At 73.0% G+C, this 14,612-nt stretch carries 12 protein-coding genes; 9 read left to right on the forward strand and 3 right to left on the reverse strand.

Annotation, left to right across the window (positions count from 1 at the left end; translation table 11 throughout):
- Positions 1-375 precede the first annotated feature (375 nt).
- The 4 genes from AC069X_RS30565 (at position 376) to AC069X_RS30580 (ending at position 4,306) form a co-directional block, all read left to right on the forward strand.
- On the forward strand, positions 376-1,302 hold the full coding sequence (locus AC069X_RS30565; RefSeq protein WP_478733586.1) for an ABC transporter ATP-binding protein: 927 nt from the start codon (positions 376-378) through the stop codon (positions 1,300-1,302).
- The gene (locus tag AC069X_RS30570) at positions 1,299-2,066 is read left to right on the forward strand and encodes an ABC transporter permease (protein ID WP_478733588.1); all 768 of its coding nucleotides are present in this window, start codon (positions 1,299-1,301) and stop codon (positions 2,064-2,066) included. The genes AC069X_RS30565 and AC069X_RS30570 overlap by 4 nt, the downstream gene beginning before the upstream one ends.
- Before the next feature lie 109 nt (positions 2,067-2,175).
- Entirely contained in the window at positions 2,176-3,312 is a 1,137-nt protein-coding gene (locus AC069X_RS30575; RefSeq protein WP_478733590.1) for a hypothetical protein, read from the forward strand.
- A gap of 4 nt (positions 3,313-3,316) precedes the next feature.
- Positions 3,317-4,306, forward strand: a complete 990-nt coding sequence (locus AC069X_RS30580; RefSeq protein ID WP_478733592.1) for a COX15/CtaA family protein — start codon at positions 3,317-3,319, stop codon at positions 4,304-4,306.
- 41 nt (positions 4,307-4,347) lie between these two features.
- On the opposite strand, the gene AC069X_RS30585 is transcribed toward AC069X_RS30580, so the two are convergent.
- The 3 genes from AC069X_RS30585 to AC069X_RS30595 all read right to left on the reverse strand — a co-directional run bounded on the left by AC069X_RS30585 (position 4,348) and on the right by AC069X_RS30595 (position 6,907).
- Positions 4,348-5,442, reverse strand: coding sequence for an amidohydrolase family protein (locus AC069X_RS30585; protein ID WP_478733594.1), 1,095 nt, complete (start codon positions 5,440-5,442; stop codon positions 4,348-4,350).
- A 124-nt stretch (positions 5,443-5,566) separates the two neighbouring features.
- A complete protein-coding gene (locus AC069X_RS30590; protein WP_478733596.1) occupies positions 5,567-5,944 on the reverse strand; it encodes a hypothetical protein in 378 nt (125 codons plus the stop codon).
- 15 nt (positions 5,945-5,959) lie between these two features.
- Positions 5,960-6,907, reverse strand: a complete 948-nt coding sequence (locus AC069X_RS30595) for a heme o synthase (RefSeq protein WP_478733610.1) — start codon at positions 6,905-6,907, stop codon at positions 5,960-5,962.
- Positions 6,908-7,221: 314 nt separating this feature from the next.
- Between AC069X_RS30595 and tkt the strand changes: the two genes are divergently transcribed.
- From tkt to pgl, 5 genes are all read left to right on the forward strand, one after another.
- Positions 7,222-9,309 (forward strand): transketolase, encoded by a 2,088-nt coding sequence (tkt, locus tag AC069X_RS30600; protein WP_478733598.1) that lies wholly within the window; start codon positions 7,222-7,224, stop codon positions 9,307-9,309.
- A 36-nt stretch (positions 9,310-9,345) separates the two neighbouring features.
- Positions 9,346-10,464, forward strand: a complete 1,119-nt coding sequence (gene tal, locus AC069X_RS30605; protein ID WP_478733600.1) for a transaldolase — start codon at positions 9,346-9,348, stop codon at positions 10,462-10,464.
- A 2-nt stretch (positions 10,465-10,466) separates the two neighbouring features.
- Complete coding sequence (gene zwf / locus AC069X_RS30610) at positions 10,467-11,996, forward strand: glucose-6-phosphate dehydrogenase (RefSeq protein WP_478733612.1); 1,530 nt, start codon at positions 10,467-10,469, stop codon at positions 11,994-11,996.
- Positions 11,993-13,264: a glucose-6-phosphate dehydrogenase assembly protein OpcA gene (gene opcA / locus AC069X_RS30615; RefSeq protein ID WP_478733602.1), complete on the forward strand. Its 1,272-nt coding sequence runs from the start codon at positions 11,993-11,995 to the stop codon at positions 13,262-13,264. The genes zwf and opcA overlap by 4 nt, the downstream gene beginning before the upstream one ends.
- Positions 13,265-13,657: 393 nt before the next feature.
- Positions 13,658-14,440, forward strand: a complete 783-nt coding sequence (gene pgl, locus AC069X_RS30620) for a 6-phosphogluconolactonase (protein ID WP_478733614.1) — start codon at positions 13,658-13,660, stop codon at positions 14,438-14,440.
- Positions 14,441-14,612: the final 172 nt, after the last annotated feature.

Below are 14,612 nucleotides of genomic sequence, written 5' to 3' on the forward strand. Positions count from 1 at the left end.
GAGTTAATCGGTAGGTGATATTCCGTTTTCACGGCGGGCCGCTCCGGTGAACCGGTACACGGCTCCCACCAGCAGGGCCGCCGCCCACGACGTCGCCCGGCACGGTGAACATCAAGTTGCGGAAAAGGTCACCGAAAGCCGCTGGGCCATCCAGGGCCACGAGGCTGAAAAGAGCCATGGCCGCGACACGGGCACGGGCCTTGTGCGCGGCCTGCCCGGAGGTGGCCTCGACGTTCCGCGCGATGCCGTCCGCCCTTCGACGCCAGGGCCCCGTACCTCCCGGAGCACCCCGAAAAGGTCATGAACCGTCGGGCTCCTCACCCCGGCCACCCCAGGACCAAGGCCCCCTTCCGGGGCTCCGTAGACTCACTCACCATGAGCAACGACCCCGCCGTGGAGATCCGCGGACTGGTGAAGCGGTACGGCCCCAAAAAGGCGGTGGACGGCCTCGACCTCACCGTCCCGCGCGGCTCCGTCACCGCCGTCCTGGGCCCCAACGGCGCGGGCAAGACCACCACCGTGGAAACCTGCGAGGGCTACCACCGCCCCGACGCCGGCACCGTCCGCGTCCTCGGCCTCGACCCCGTCGCCCAGGCCGAGCGGCTGCGCCCCCGCATCGGTGTGATGCTCCAGTCCGGCGGGGTCTACTCCGGCGCCCGCGCCGTCGAGATGCTGCGCCACATGGCGAAGCTGTACTCCGACCCGCTCGACGTCGACGCCCTCGTGGAACGCCTCGGCCTCGGCGGCTGCGGCCGCACCGCCTACCGGCGGCTCTCCGGCGGCCAGCAGCAGCGCCTCGCCCTGGCCATGGCCGTCGTCGGCCGCCCCGAGCTGGTCTTCCTGGACGAGCCCACCGCCGGCCTCGACCCCCAGGCCCGCCGCGCGACCTGGGAGCTCGTACGCGAACTGCGCGCCGACGGCGTCACCGTCGTCCTCACCACCCACCACATGGACGAGGCCGAGCAGCTCTCCGACGAGGTCGCCATCGTGGACGCCGGCCGGGTCATCGCCCACGGCAGCCCCGAACAGCTGTGCCGGGGCGGCGCCGAGAACACCCTGCGCTTCACCGGCCGCCCCTCCCTCGACCTCGCCTCCCTCCTGAAGGCCCTGCCCGACGGCACGCAGGCCGCCGAGCTCACCCCGGGCGCCTACCGGGTCACCGGCGACGTGGACCCGCAGCTGCTGGCCACCGTCGCCTCCTGGTGTGCCCAGCACGGCGTGATGCCCGACAGCCTCACGGTGGAGCGGCACACCCTCGAAGACGTCTTCCTGGAACTGACCGGTAAGGAGCTGCGCGCATGAGCGCCGGTACGTTCACCCCCCGGCCGGGGGCCGCGCCGGTGTCCCGGATGATCCGGGCGCAGGCCGCGCTGGAGACCCGGATGCTGCTGCGCAACGGGGAGCAGCTGCTGCTGACCGTGATCATCCCGGCGCTGCTGCTGACCCTGTTCTCCGCCGTCGACATCGTGGACACCGGGGAGGGGAAGTCGGTCGACTTCCTGGCCCCGGGCGTCCTCGCGCTGGCCGTGATGTCCACCGCCTTCACCGGCCAGGCCATCGCCACCGGCTTCGACCGCCGCTACGGGGTGCTCAAGCGCCTCGGGGCCTCCCCGCTGCCGCGCTGGGCGCTGATGGCCGCCAAGACCCTGTCGGTACTGGTCACCGAGGTGCTCCAGGTGGCCCTGCTGACGGTGATCGCCCTCGCGCTGGGCTGGTCCCCGCAGGGGAACCCGCTGTCGGTGGCGGTGCTGCTGCTGCTCGGCACGGCCGCCTTCTCCGGGCTCGGGCTGCTGATGGCGGGCACCCTCAAGGCCGAGGTGACCCTGGCGGCGGCCAACCTGGTGTTCCTGCTGCTGCTGGTCGGCGGCGGGGTGATCGTGCCGCTGGACAAGTTCCCCGGCGCGGTGCAGTCCGTGCTCGGCCTGCTGCCGATCTCGGCGCTGTCCGACGGGCTGCGCGAGGTGCTCCAGCACGGGGCTTCGCTGCCCTGGGGCGACGTGGCCGTACTGGCGGCCTGGGCGGTGCTGGGCCTGGGGGCCGCGGCGAAGCTGTTCCGCTGGGAGTGAGCGGTTCCGGCGTGGGCCGGGGGGTTCCGCCGGGAGTGAATCGCGGCTCCTGATCGTTGGCCCGGCGGGAGGATGACCACCTCCACACATCGGAACGCCGGGGGGCGGCATGGCGCAGCGGGAGGCCGCTCTGCGGCTGGACGGACAGTGGGCGCGGATCAGGTCGGGGGCCGAGGCGGCCGGGCCCGCCGAGAGCGAGCGGCTGCTGCGGGAGCTGATCGCCGCGCTGCGCGGGCCCGCGCAGGACGACCCCGAGTGCGCCGCCCTGCTGGGGCTGCGCCTGGGCGACCTCGCGGCACGCCGGTTCGGCGGCGGTGACCGGGCGGGTGCGCTGGCCGCCGTCGAGGAGGCGCTCGGTCACGCGGGGCGGGCCGCGCCGCACGCGCCGGAGTACGCGCGCTGGTACGCGCGGGGCCTGATCAACCAGGGGGTCTGGCTGGCGTGGCCGCTGAGCGACGGGGCCCGGCTGCCCCGGCATCCGCTGGGCGGGGGCGGCGAGAGCGGCCCGGGGGCGATGGAGCGGGCGGCCGGCGAGCGCGCCCGTGACGTGACGCGGGCCGCCGTCGCGGTCTGGGCCGGCCTGGACCAGGAGGACCCGGTCAACCGGCGGGGCCTCGCGCAGGCGAAGGTCTTCCTCGCGGACCGGCTCGCGGAGCTGGGCTCCGCCTTCGAGTCGGTCGCCTGGGCGGTGGACGCCGAGTCCGGGTTCCGCCGGCTGCTGCTCGCGGAGCCGGGGCCCGAGGTGGCGGAGGAGGCCGAGGCGGCCCTGGACCACCTCGGCCGCCAGCTGGAGCTGCGGCTGCGCTTCCTGGACTTCGACGCGCTGGCGCGGCTCCGGGCCGACGGGCTGCTGCCCGAGCGGCTGCTGCCGCAGGCGGTGGTGGCGGCCCGGATCCAGGGCGTGCCCGAGGCGGTGATCGGGGGCCGGCTGGGGCTGGACGCCGAGCAGGTCTCCACGATGCTGGAGGTGACGCCGTGGCTCGCGGTGTGGCGGGTCGAGGTGCGGGGCGCGGACGGGCTGTGGACCGTACAGCCGGCTCCGTGGCAGGGGTCGGTGCGGGTGCGGGGGCTGACGGCCGCGGAGGTGGGGGCCGGGCTGGTGCGGGGGTTCGGTGAGTCGGAGCTGCGTCCCGCCGCGGGCGGCCTGTGGCGGGTCCTGGTGTGGTGGCACGAGGAGGGTGATCCGGCCGGGGCGAGGTTCCGCCAGGTCGTCGGGCCCGACGCACCCGCTGACACCCCCTCGTGAAACTTTGCACAAGGCGCCGCATACGATAGGCGCCGTGTTGAACCCATTCGCATACATCGCCGACCGCTGGACGCCGTCACCCCGGATCGTCCGGCGGGCCGCGTCCGCCGCGCTCCTCATGAGCGTGGCCATCATCGTCACCGGCGGCGCGGTGCGGCTGACCGGATCCGGTCTCGGCTGCGACACCTGGCCCAAGTGCACCGACGACAGCCTGGTCGTCACGCAGGCCCAGGGCTTCCACGGGGCCATCGAGTTCGGCAACCGGATGCTGACCTACGTGCTGAGCGCGGCCGTCGGCTGGTTCATCCTCGCGGCGCGCGCGTCGAAGCCGTGGCGGCACTCGCTGACGCGGCTCGGCTGGGTCCAGTTCGCCGTGGTCGTGGCCAACGCGGTCCTCGGCGGCATCACGGTCCTGACCGGTCTCAACCCGTACAGCGTCGCCGGGCACTTCCTGCTGGCGACCGCGCTGATCGCGGTCACCACCGTCTCCTGGCAGCGCGCCCGCGAGGGTGACGGCGCTCCCCGGCCGCGCGTGCCGGGGCCCGTGCGGAAGCTGTCGTGGGCGCTGATCGCCACCACCCTCGTACTGATCGCGGCCGGCACCGTGGTGACCGGATCCGGTCCGCACGCCGGTGACAAGAGCGAGATCAAGCGGATGCCGTTCGACTGGGCGGCCACCGCCCACGTGCACGCGATCGCCGCCTGGCTGGTCTGCGCGCTCGCCGTCGCCATGTGGCTGGTGCTGCGCGTGGTGGACGCCCCCGCCGACACCCGGGCGCGCGCCCGCGACCTGCTGGTCGTACTGCTCGCCCAGGGCGCGATCGGCTACGTCCAGTTCTTCACCCAGCTGCCCGAGGTGCTGGTCGCCGCGCACATGCTGGGCTCCTGCCTGGTGTGGATCGCGGTGCTCCGCCTCGCCCTGAGCCTGCGCGAGCGCTCCGCCGACCGGGTGGAGAGCCCGGTGCGGGACGAGGAGCAGCTCTCGGCGGTCTGACACCGCCACGGACACCACCCGGCCGGCCGCCCCCGGCGCCGTCAGCCGCGCTCGTCGAGCCGGTAGACGCGCCGGGCGTTGCCGGCCGCGAGCATTCCCGCGACGCGCTGCGCGTCCTGCCACGACCAGGCCCCCTCGGCGACCCAGCCGCCCAGGACCCGGCCGAGCGCCTCGCGGAACACCAGCGCGCCGACGGCGTGCAGCTCGGGCAGGTTCCGCCCGCCGCTGGAGAAGAGCAGCTTCCCGAACGGCGCGAGCTCCAGCGTCTCGGCCAGTACGACGCCGGCCCGCGCCCCGGTGCGGGCGAGGGCCGGTCCGAGGTCGGCGTGGACGTGCGGGTACGCCGCCGCCAGGCGGGCCGTGTGCCGGTGGTACGGGTAGCCGGCGCTGAGCACGAGCCGCGTGCCGGGGCCCGCGGTGGCCCGTACGAACCCGGTCAGCGGCTCGGGGCCGGACCCGCCGGTGTGCAGCTGGAGCGGCAGCCCCGAGGCCACCGCGCTCCACACGAGGTGCCGCAGCAGCACGGGGTCCCGTAGCGGCTCTCCCCTGCTCCGCCCGGCCAGCCACCGCCCGGCCGCCCCGCGCACCTCGCCCGGTCCGGGCGGCTGCGGGTCCCCGGCCAGGGCGGCGGCGCAGCCGGTGCGGGCCCCGCAGGCGAAGGCGACGGCTCCGGCGGCGGCGTGGTGGACGGCTCCGGCGAGGTTGGCGAGGAGGGCGGAGACGGTCCCGGAGGTGTCGGCGGCCTGCTCGGCCAGTAACTCCAGCCGGACCACCTCGAAGGCCTGCGCGTCCCCGGCCAGGGCCAGCTCCTTGGGGCCGGTGAGATCCCCCGGGGCTCCGGTGTCGACGAGGTACGCGCCCGTCCCCGAGCCCCGCAGCAGCCGTCGGGTGCTCTCCGCCGCCCCGAGCTCGCGCCGCCGGGCCAGGTATCGGGCGGGCGCGCAGTGCGGCTCCAGCCCGAGCAGGGGCGGGCACCAGCGGCGCACGGCGAAGCCGGTCTGGGTGTCGAAGGAGGTGGTGCCCGGGGCGGGCGGGCCGGCGGGGCCCGCCAGCTGGGCCTCGAAGGTGGCGAGCCCCAGCTCCGTACGGAGCACTCCGTGGCAGTGCTGGTCCACCAGGGGCGGCGTTTCGATCATCCGGGCATCCCGTTGCGGACGTGAGGAAGCGGCTTCCACACGTCCTAACGGGTGAGCGGGGTGTGAAGTATTGCCCGCTCTGTTGACCGACCCCCCTGTTCGAGGATCCGGGCGCCCGGAGGGCTCAGGCGGCCGGGTTGGCGGGGCCGCCGACCTGGATCCCGGCCATGCGGGTCCACTCGTACGGGCCGGTCTTCACCCGGGCGGCGAACTCCCCGTCGAACTCCTCGTGGAGGGTCAGCCCGGCCTGTTCGGCGGCGAGCTGGGCGACGGCGTAGGTGGGGGCGACCAGGTCGCCCCAGCCGCCGTCGGTGCCCACGAGCACGATCCGGGTGCCGGCCTGGCCGATGTGCGCGAGCTGGCCCTCGGCGCCGCCGTGCTGCTTGGCGAACGCGCCGATCTGCCGGGCCAGCTTCGCCGCCGTACGGCTGTGCTTCTTGTCCGCGGGCGCTGCGGCCCCGGAGGTGTCTGCGGTGTCTGCGGTCTCTGCCATGGACGGCATGCTACCGGCGAGTAATCAACGGAGGAAGGGATCCACGGCCACCGCCACGAAGAGCAGCGACACGTAGGTGATCGACCAGTGGAAGAGCCGCATCTCCTTGAGCTTCGCGCCCGTCACCCCGGCCTTGGCCCGGGCGCTCAGCGCGTGCGCCTCCCACAGCCACCAGCCGCCGGCCAGCAGCGCGACCGAGGTGTAGAACCAGCCCGTGTACCCCAGCGGGGTCAGCAGCAGCGAGACCGCCACCATCACCCAGCTGTAGAGGACGATCTGGCGCGCGACGGCCTTGTTGCCCGCCACCACCGGCAGCATCGGCACGCCGACCCGCGCGTAGTCCTCCTTCACCTTCATGGACAGCGGCCAGTAGTGCGGCGGCGTCCAGAAGAAGATGACGAGGAAGAGGATGACGGCGGCCCAGGAGACCTCGTTCTTCACCGCCGACCAGCCGATGAGCACCGGCATGCAGCCGGCGATCCCGCCCCACACGATGTTCTGCGCGGTGCGCCGCTTCAGCAGCATCGTGTAGACGACGACGTAGAAGAGGAGCGCGCCGAGCGCCAGCGCGGCCGACAGCCAGTTGATCAGCAGACCGAAGAACAGGGTCGAGACGACCCCGAGCGAGATGCCGAAGACCAGGCACTCCTTCGGGCTCACCATGCCGGTCACCAGCGGCCGCTGCGACGTACGGTCCATCAGCGCGTCGATGTCGCGGTCGATGTACATGTTGAGCGCGTTGGCGCCGCCCGCCGACAGGTAGCCGCCGAAGCAGGTGGCGAGCACCAGCCACAGCGACGGCACGCCCTGCTCGGCGAGGAACATCACCGGCACTGTGGTGATCAGCAGAAGTTCGATGATCCGCGGCTTGGTCAAAGCCACGAAAGCCATGGCCCGGGCCCCGAACGGCCGGTGACCGGGGCTCGTCCCGAGCACCCCCGCTGGACGGGATTCGACGGCCGTCACGCACACCCCTGAGAGAGAATCCAGCAAGCTTCCGAAGCGATGCCTCCAGTAAATGAAGGCTCGGTAAAGGCTTGCGCGTACCACGCCACTGTAGACGTAGCTCTTGCCCCGCCCTGCGCGGGGGTCGCCTCGTGTTGAGCCGATCGGACCGACGGCAAGATCACCGACGGCGGATCCCAGGTGAACGGCGGACGCCGGGACGGCGACGCACTGCCTGCACTCGAATAGCCGCACGCCTTGGCGGGGGTAGGCTCGGAATCGCGCCGGTGTCACCGTTCGTCACCGGCAAAACAACATGTGGAGAGGAGCCCTGACCAACGGTGAGCACCAAGCCGACCACCCCAGAGCTCGAGTGGACCGAACTGGACCAGCGGGCCGTCGACACCGCCCGCATCCTGGCCGCCGACGCGGTCCAGAAGGTCGGGAACGGACACCCCGGTACGGCGATGAGCCTGGCCCCCGCCGCGTACACGCTTTTCCAGAAGGTCATGCGGCACGACCCGTCGGACCCCGAGTGGGTCGGCCGTGACCGTTTCGTGCTCTCCGCGGGGCACTCGTCCCTGACCCTGTACACCCAGCTCTACCTGGGCGGGTTCGGCCTGGAGCTGGACGACCTCAAGGCGTTCCGCACGTGGGGCTCGAAGACCCCGGGTCACCCGGAGTACGGCCACACGGCCGCCGTCGAGACCACCACCGGCCCGCTGGGCCAGGGCATCGCCAACGCGGTGGGCATGGCCATGGCCGCCCGCTACGAGCGCGGCCTGTTCGACCCGGAGGCCGCCGAAGGCACCTCCCCCTTCGACCACATGGTCTACGCGATCGCGGGCGACGGCTGCCTCCAGGAGGGCATCTCCCACGAGGCGTCCGCGCTGGCCGGCCACCAGAAGCTCGGCAACCTGGTCCTGCTGTGGGACGACAACCACATCTCCATCGAGGGTGACACGGAGACGGCCGTCTCCGAGGACACCATGAAGCGCTACGAGGCGTACGGCTGGCACGTCCAGCGCGTCGAGCAGCAGGCCAACGGCGACCTCGACCCGAAGGCCCTGTTCGCCGCCCTCCAGGCCGCCAAGGCCGAGACCGGGCGCCCGTCCTTCATCGCGGCCCGCTCGATCATCGCCTGGCCCGCCCCGCACGCCCAGGGCACCGAGGCCTCCCACGGCTCGGCCCTCGGCAACGACGAGGTCGCCGCGACCAAGCGCGTCCTCGGCTTCGACCCGGAGCAGACCTTCGAGGTCTCCGACGCCGTCATCGCCCACACCCGCGGCCTGGTGGACCGGGGCCGGGACGCCCGCGCGGCCTGGGAGAAGGACTTCTCCGCCTGGCGCACCACCAACCCGGAGCGCGCCGCCGCCTTCGACCGCATCGAGGCCAACGAACTGCCCGAGGGCTGGGAGGACAAGCTCCCCGTCTTCGAGACCGGCAAGGGCGTCGCCACCCGCGCCGCCTCCGGCAAGGTCCTGGAAGCCCTCGGCGCGGTCATCCCGGAGCTGTGGGGCGGCTCGGCCGACCTGGCCGGCTCCAACAACACGACCATCGACAAGAACTCCTCGTTCCTGCCGGCGGGCAACCCGCTGCCGGAGGCCGACCCGTACGGCCGCACCATCCACTACGGCATCCGCGAGCACGCGATGGCCGCCGTCATGAACGGCATCACGCTGCACGGCCACACCCGCATCTACGGCGGCACATTCCTGGTGTTCTCCGACTACATGCGCAACGCCGTGCGCCTCTCCGCGCTGATGCACCTGCCGGTGACGTACGTGTGGACGCACGACTCCATCGGCCTCGGCGAGGACGGCCCGACGCACCAGCCGGTCGAGCACGTCGCCTCGCTGCGCGCCATCCCGGGTCTGAACGTCGTCCGTCCGGCGGACGCGAACGAGACCGCCGTCGCCTGGCGCGAGATCCTCAAGCGCCACACGAAGGTGTTCGGCAAGGGCGCCCCGCACGGTCTGGCGCTCACCCGCCAGGGCGTTCCGACGTACGAGCGCAACGACGACGCGGCCAAGGGCGGCTACGTGCTGTTCGAGGCCGAGGGCGGCCCCGCCCAGGTGGTCCTCATCGGCACCGGTTCCGAGGTCCAGCTCGCCGTCGCCGCGCGTGAGGCGCTGCAGGCCGAGGGCGTCCCGGCGCGCGTGGTCTCGATGCCCTCCGTCGAGTGGTTCGAGGAGCAGGACCAGGAGTACAAGGACAGCGTTCTGCCGCCCTCCGTCAAGGCGCGAGTCGCGGTCGAGGCCGGGATCGGCCTGACCTGGCACCGTTACGTCGGGGACGCGGGCCGGATCGTCTCGCTGGAGCACTTCGGTGCCTCGGCCGACGGCGCCGTCCTGTTCCGCGAGTTCGGCCTCACGGCCGAAGCCGTGACCGCAGCCGCCAAGGCCTCCATCACCGCCGCCGCGCGCTGAAGACCGGCACCTGAACCAGTAGGAGATGTAATTCCCATGGCAGACGCACTCAAGCGCCTCTCCGACGAGGGCGTGGCGATCTGGCTGGACGACCTGTCCCGCAAGCGCATCACGTCCGGCAACCTCGCCGAACTCATCGACCAGCAGCACGTGGTCGGTGTCACCACCAATCCGTCGATCTTCCAGAAGGCCATCAGCAGCGGCGACGGCTACGAGCAGCAGCTCGCGGACCTCGCCGCCCGCAAGGTCACCGTCGACGAGGCCATCCGCATGATCACGACGGCGGATGTCAGGGACGCCGCCGACATCCTGCGTCCGGTCTTCGACTCGACGGACGGCCAGGACGGCCGCGTGTCGATCGAGGTCGACCCGCGCCTGGCGCACGACACCGTGGCGACCATCGCCGAGGCCAAGCAGCTCGCCTGGCTGGTGGACCGCCCCAACACCCTCATCAAGATCCCGGCGACCAAGGCCGGCCTGCCGGCGATCACCGAGGTCATCGGCCGGGGCATCAGCGTCAACGTGACGCTGATCTTCTCCCTGGAGCGCTACCGCGCCGTCATGGACGCGTACCTGGCGGGTCTGGAGAAGGCGAAGGCCGCCGGCCTGGACCTCTCCAAGATCCACTCGGTCGCCTCCTTCTTCGTGTCCCGCGTGGACACCGAGATCGACAAGCGCCTGGACGGCATCGGCACCGACGAGGCCAAGGGCCTGAAGGGCAAGGCGGCCCTCGCCAACGCCCGTCTGGCCTACGAGGCCTACGAAGAGGTGTTCGGCAGCGAGCGCTGGGCCGCCCTGGACAAGGCGCAGGCCAACAAGCAGCGCCCGCTGTGGGCCTCGACCGGCGTCAAGGACCCGGCCTACAAGGACACCCTGTACGTGGTGGACCTGGTCGCGCCCGGCACCGTGAACACCATGCCCGAGGCGACCCTGGAGGCCACCGCCGACCACGGCGAGGTCTCCGGCGACACCATTCGCGGCACCTACGAGCAGGCGCGCGCCGAGCTGGACGCGGTCGCGAAGCTCGGCATCTCGTACGACGATGTGGTGCAGCTGCTCGAAGACGAAGGCGTCGAGAAGTTCGAGGCGTCCTGGAACGACCTGCTGAAGTCGACCGAGGCGGAACTGAAGCGCCTCGCCCCCGCGGAGGACTGAGTATTTTGTCGGTAAACGGAGCGAACCCGCTTCGTGACGCACAGGACCGGCGGCTCCCGCGCATCGCGGGGCCGTCCGGCCTGGTCATTTTCGGCGTTACGGGTGACCTGTCGCGCAAGAAGCTCATGCCCGCCGTCTACGACCTCGCCAACCGCGGCCTGCTGCCTCCGGGCTTCTCGCTGATCGGTTTCGCCCGCCGTGAATGGCAGGACGAGGATTTCGCCCAGGAGGTGTACGAGGCGGTCAAGGAGCACTCGCGCACCCCCTTCCGTGAGGAGGTCTGGCAGCAGCTGGTGCAGGGCTGCCGGTTCGTCCAGGGCGAGTTCGACGACGACGCGGCCTTCGAGACGCTCAAGTCGACGATCGAGGAACTCGACAAGGCCCAGGGCACGGGCGGCAACTTCGCCTTCTACCTCTCGGTGCCGCCTAAGTTCTTCCCCAAGGTGGTCCAGCAGCTCAAGAACCACGGACTGGCCCAGAAGGAGGGCTCCTGGCGGCGCGCCGTCATCGAGAAGCCCTTCGGCCACGACCTGAAGAGCGCGGAAGAGCTCAACCAGGTCGTCCACGAGGTCTTCCCCCGTGACGAGGTCTTCCGGATCGACCACTACCTGGGCAAGGAGACCGTCCAGAACATCCTGGCGCTCCGCTTCGCCAACACGATGTTCGAGCCGATCTGGAACAGGTCGTACGTCGACCACGTCCAGATCACCATGGCCGAGGACATCGGCATCGGCGGCCGGGCCGGCTACTACGACGGCATCGGCGCGGCCCGCGACGTCATCCAGAACCACCTGCTCCAGCTGCTCGCGCTCACCGCGATGGAGGAGCCCGGCTCCTTCCACCCCAAGGCGCTGGTGGCGGAGAAGCTGAAGGTGCTCAGCGCCGTCCAGATCCCCGAGGACCTCGGCAAGCACACCGTGCGCGGCCAGTACTCGGCGGCCTGGCAGGGCGGCGAGAAGGTCGTCGGGTACCTCGAAGAGGACGGCATCGACCCCGCGTCGAAGACCGACACCTACGCGGCCATCCGCCTGGAGATCAACAACCGCCGCTGGGCCGGCGTCCCGTTCTACCTGCGCACGGGCAAGCGCCTGGGCCGCCGGGTGACCGAGATCGCCGTGGTCTTCAAGCGGGCCCCGTACCTGCCGTTCGAATCGGGCGCGACCGAGGAGCTGGGGCAGAACGCCCTGGTCATCCGGGTCCAGCCGGACGAGGGCGTGACGGTCCGCTTCGGCTCGAAGGTGCCGGGCACCTCCATGGAGGTCCGGGACGTCACGATGGACTTCGCCTACGGCGAGTCCTTCACGGAGTCCAGCCCCGAGGCCTACGAGCGGCTCATCCTCGACGTCCTCCTCGGCGACGCGAACCTCTTCCCGCGTCACCAGGAAGTCGAGCTGTCCTGGAACATCCTCGACCCGATCGAGGAGTACTGGGACAAGCACGGCAAGCCCGCGCAGTACGCGGCGGGAACCTGGGGGCCGGTCGAGGCGGACGAGATGCTCGCACGAGACGGACGGAGCTGGCGCCGGCCATGAAGATCGACCTCACGGAGACCACCTCCAGCAAGATCAACGCCGCGTTGGTGCAGGCGCGCCGGGACATCGGCACGCCGGCCATCGGCATGGTCCTCACGCTGGTGATCGTGACCGACGAAGAGAACGCGTACGACGCGCTCAAGTCGGCGAACGACGCGTCCCACGAACACCCCTCGCGGATCGTCGTCGTGGTCAAGCGGATCAGCCGCTCCCCGCGCAGCCGCCGCGACGCCCGCCTCGACGCGGAGCTCCGCGTCGGAGCGGACTCCGGCACCGGGGAGACGGTCGTACTGCGACTGCACGGTGAACTGGTCAACCACGCCCAGTCGGTCGTGCTGCCGCTCCTCCTGCCGGACGCCCCCGTGGTCGTCTGGTGGCCGGAGGGTGCTCCCGCGGACCTGGCGGGCGACCCGCTGGGCGCGCTGGGGCAGCGCCGGATCACGGACACGTACTCGTCCGAGGACCCCCTCGGGGCCCTCGGCCTGCGGGCGGACGCGTACGCGCCGGGTGACACCGACCTGTCGTGGACCAGGATCACCCCGTGGCGCTCCATGCTGGCGGCCGCACTGGACCAGCAGGCCGTGTCGGTGGTCTCCGCGACCGTCGAGGGCGAGGACGAGAACCCGAGCTGCGAGCTGCTGGCCATGTGGCTGGCGGACCGCCTCGGGGTCCCGGTCAAGCGGACCCTGTCGGACGGGCCGGGGCTGACGGCCGTACGCCTGGAGACCAAGGACGGCGTCATCGTCCTGGACCGGGCCGACGGCGCGCTGGCGACGCTGTGCATGCCGGGCCAGCCCGACCGTGCGGTGGCGCTCAAGCGCCGGGACACGGCGGAGCTGCTGGCGGAGGAGCTGCGCCGGCTGGACCCGGACAACACGTACGAGGCGTCGCTGAAGTTCGGCGTCGCCCGCCTGACGGCGGCGGCGGGCGGTACGGGTACCGCTGCCGCGGCCAAGGCCGGTAACGCTGCCGCTGCGAAGGCCGACGCCGGTACCGGTGCCAAGGCCGACGCCGGTACCGGTGCCGGTACCGGTGCCGGTACCGAGGCCAGTACCGAGGCCGACGCCGGTGCCAGGGCCGAGGCCGACGCCGGTGCCAGGGCCGAGGCCGACGCCGGTGCCAGGGCCGAGGCCGACGCCGGTGCCAGGGCCGAGGCCGACGCCGATGCCAGTGCCGGTGCCGACGCCGGTGCCGAGGCCGGATCCGGCGGCAAGGGCTCGTCGGCGAAGCCGACGGGCAAGCCGGCCAAGCGGGCGGCGGCCAAGTAGCCGGACGGGGGCCGCTGCGCGGAGCGGTCCCCTGCCCGCCCTTCCACCGTTCCTCGGGCTCCGCCCGAACCCGCGCCTCAAACGCCGGCGGGGCTGGGAGATCCAGCCCCGCCGGCGTTTGGGGCGACGGGCGCAGCGCCCGTACGGGGGTCCGGGGCACAGCCCCGGTTTCGGGAAGGGGCGGGGTGGGGAACGGCTCCGCGCAGCGGCACCCGCGCACCCGCGCACCCGCGCACCCGCGCACCCGCGCACCCGCGCACCCGCGCACCCGCGCACCCGCGCACCCCCGCAACCCCGCCGAGGGCCACCCGCTCCGGGCCGGCCGCCCCGCAGGGGACCGGCGGGCGGTGCGACAACCACCCAGAACTACCAAGAAGGCGGCAGCACATGGGTATGACGACTCCCCAGGTCGTCGTCCACCGGGACAAGGAGCTGATGGCCCAGGCCGCGGCCGCCCGGCTCATCACGAAGATCGTGGACGCACAGGCGGCCCGCGGCTCGGCCTCCGTGGTCCTGACCGGCGGCCGCAACGGCAACGGCCTCCTCGCGGCCCTCGCCGCCGCCCCCGCGCGGGACGCCGTCGACTGGTCCCGCATCGACCTCTGGTGGGGCGACGAGCGCTACGTCCCCGCCGACGACCCCGAGCGCAACCACGTCCAGGCCCGCGAGGCCCTGCTGGACGCCGTCCCGGTGGACCCGGCGCGCGTGCACGCGATGCCCGCCTCCGACGGCCCGTACGGCGCCGACGTGGACGCCGCCGCGGCCGCGTACGCCGCCGAGCTGGCGAAGGCCGCAGGGCCCGAGGACCACGGCCCCGTGCCGCGGTTCGACGTACTGATGCTGGGCGTGGGCCCCGACACCCACGTGGCGTCCCTGTTCCCCGAGCACCCGGCGGCCCGCGAGACCGAGCGCACCGTCGTCGGCGTGCACGGCGCGCCGAAGCCCCCGCCGACCCGGGTCTCCCTCACCCTCCCGGCGATCCGCGCGGCCCGCGAGGTGTGGCTGCTGGCGGCGGGCGAGGACAAGGCCGGGGCGGTGGCCATCGCCCTCGGCGGCGCCGGCGGGGTGCAGGCCCCGGCGGCGGAGGCGTACGGGCGCTCCCGCACGCTGTGGCTGCTGGACCGCGCGGCGGCGGCCAAGCTGCCCGCCGGGCTGTACCCGCCCGCCTCCGCCTGAGCGGAACGGCGGGAGCCCGGACCGAAGGGCCCCGGGGGGGGGGGGGGGGGGGGGGGGGGGGGGGGGGGGGGGGGTGGGGGGGTTGGGGGGGGGGGGGGGGGGGGGGGGGGGGGGGGTGGGGGGGAGGGGGGGGGGGGGGGGGGGGGGGGGGGGGGGGGGGGGGGGGGGGGGG

The organism is Streptomyces sp. NPDC043896 (genome assembly GCF_056435605.1).

Excerpts from the sequence above, each read along its gene's own strand:
- AC069X_RS30565 (WP_478733586.1), top strand. The coding sequence starts at position 376 with ATGAGCAACGACCCCGCCGTGGAGATCCGCGGACTGGTGAAGCGGTAC.
- AC069X_RS30570 (WP_478733588.1), top strand. The coding sequence starts at position 1,299 with ATGAGCGCCGGTACGTTCACCCCCCGGCCGGGGGCCGCGCCGGTGTCC.
- AC069X_RS30575 (WP_478733590.1), top strand. The coding sequence starts at position 2,176 with ATGGCGCAGCGGGAGGCCGCTCTGCGGCTGGACGGACAGTGGGCGCGG.
- AC069X_RS30585 (WP_478733594.1), bottom strand. The coding sequence starts at position 5,442 with ATGATCGAAACGCCGCCCCTGGTGGACCAGCACTGCCACGGAGTGCTC.
- AC069X_RS30590 (WP_478733596.1), bottom strand. The coding sequence starts at position 5,944 with ATGCCGTCCATGGCAGAGACCGCAGACACCGCAGACACCTCCGGGGCC.
- tal (WP_478733600.1), top strand. The coding sequence starts at position 9,346 with ATGGCAGACGCACTCAAGCGCCTCTCCGACGAGGGCGTGGCGATCTGG.
- opcA (WP_478733602.1), top strand. The coding sequence starts at position 11,993 with ATGAAGATCGACCTCACGGAGACCACCTCCAGCAAGATCAACGCCGCG.
- pgl (WP_478733614.1), top strand. The coding sequence starts at position 13,658 with ATGACGACTCCCCAGGTCGTCGTCCACCGGGACAAGGAGCTGATGGCC.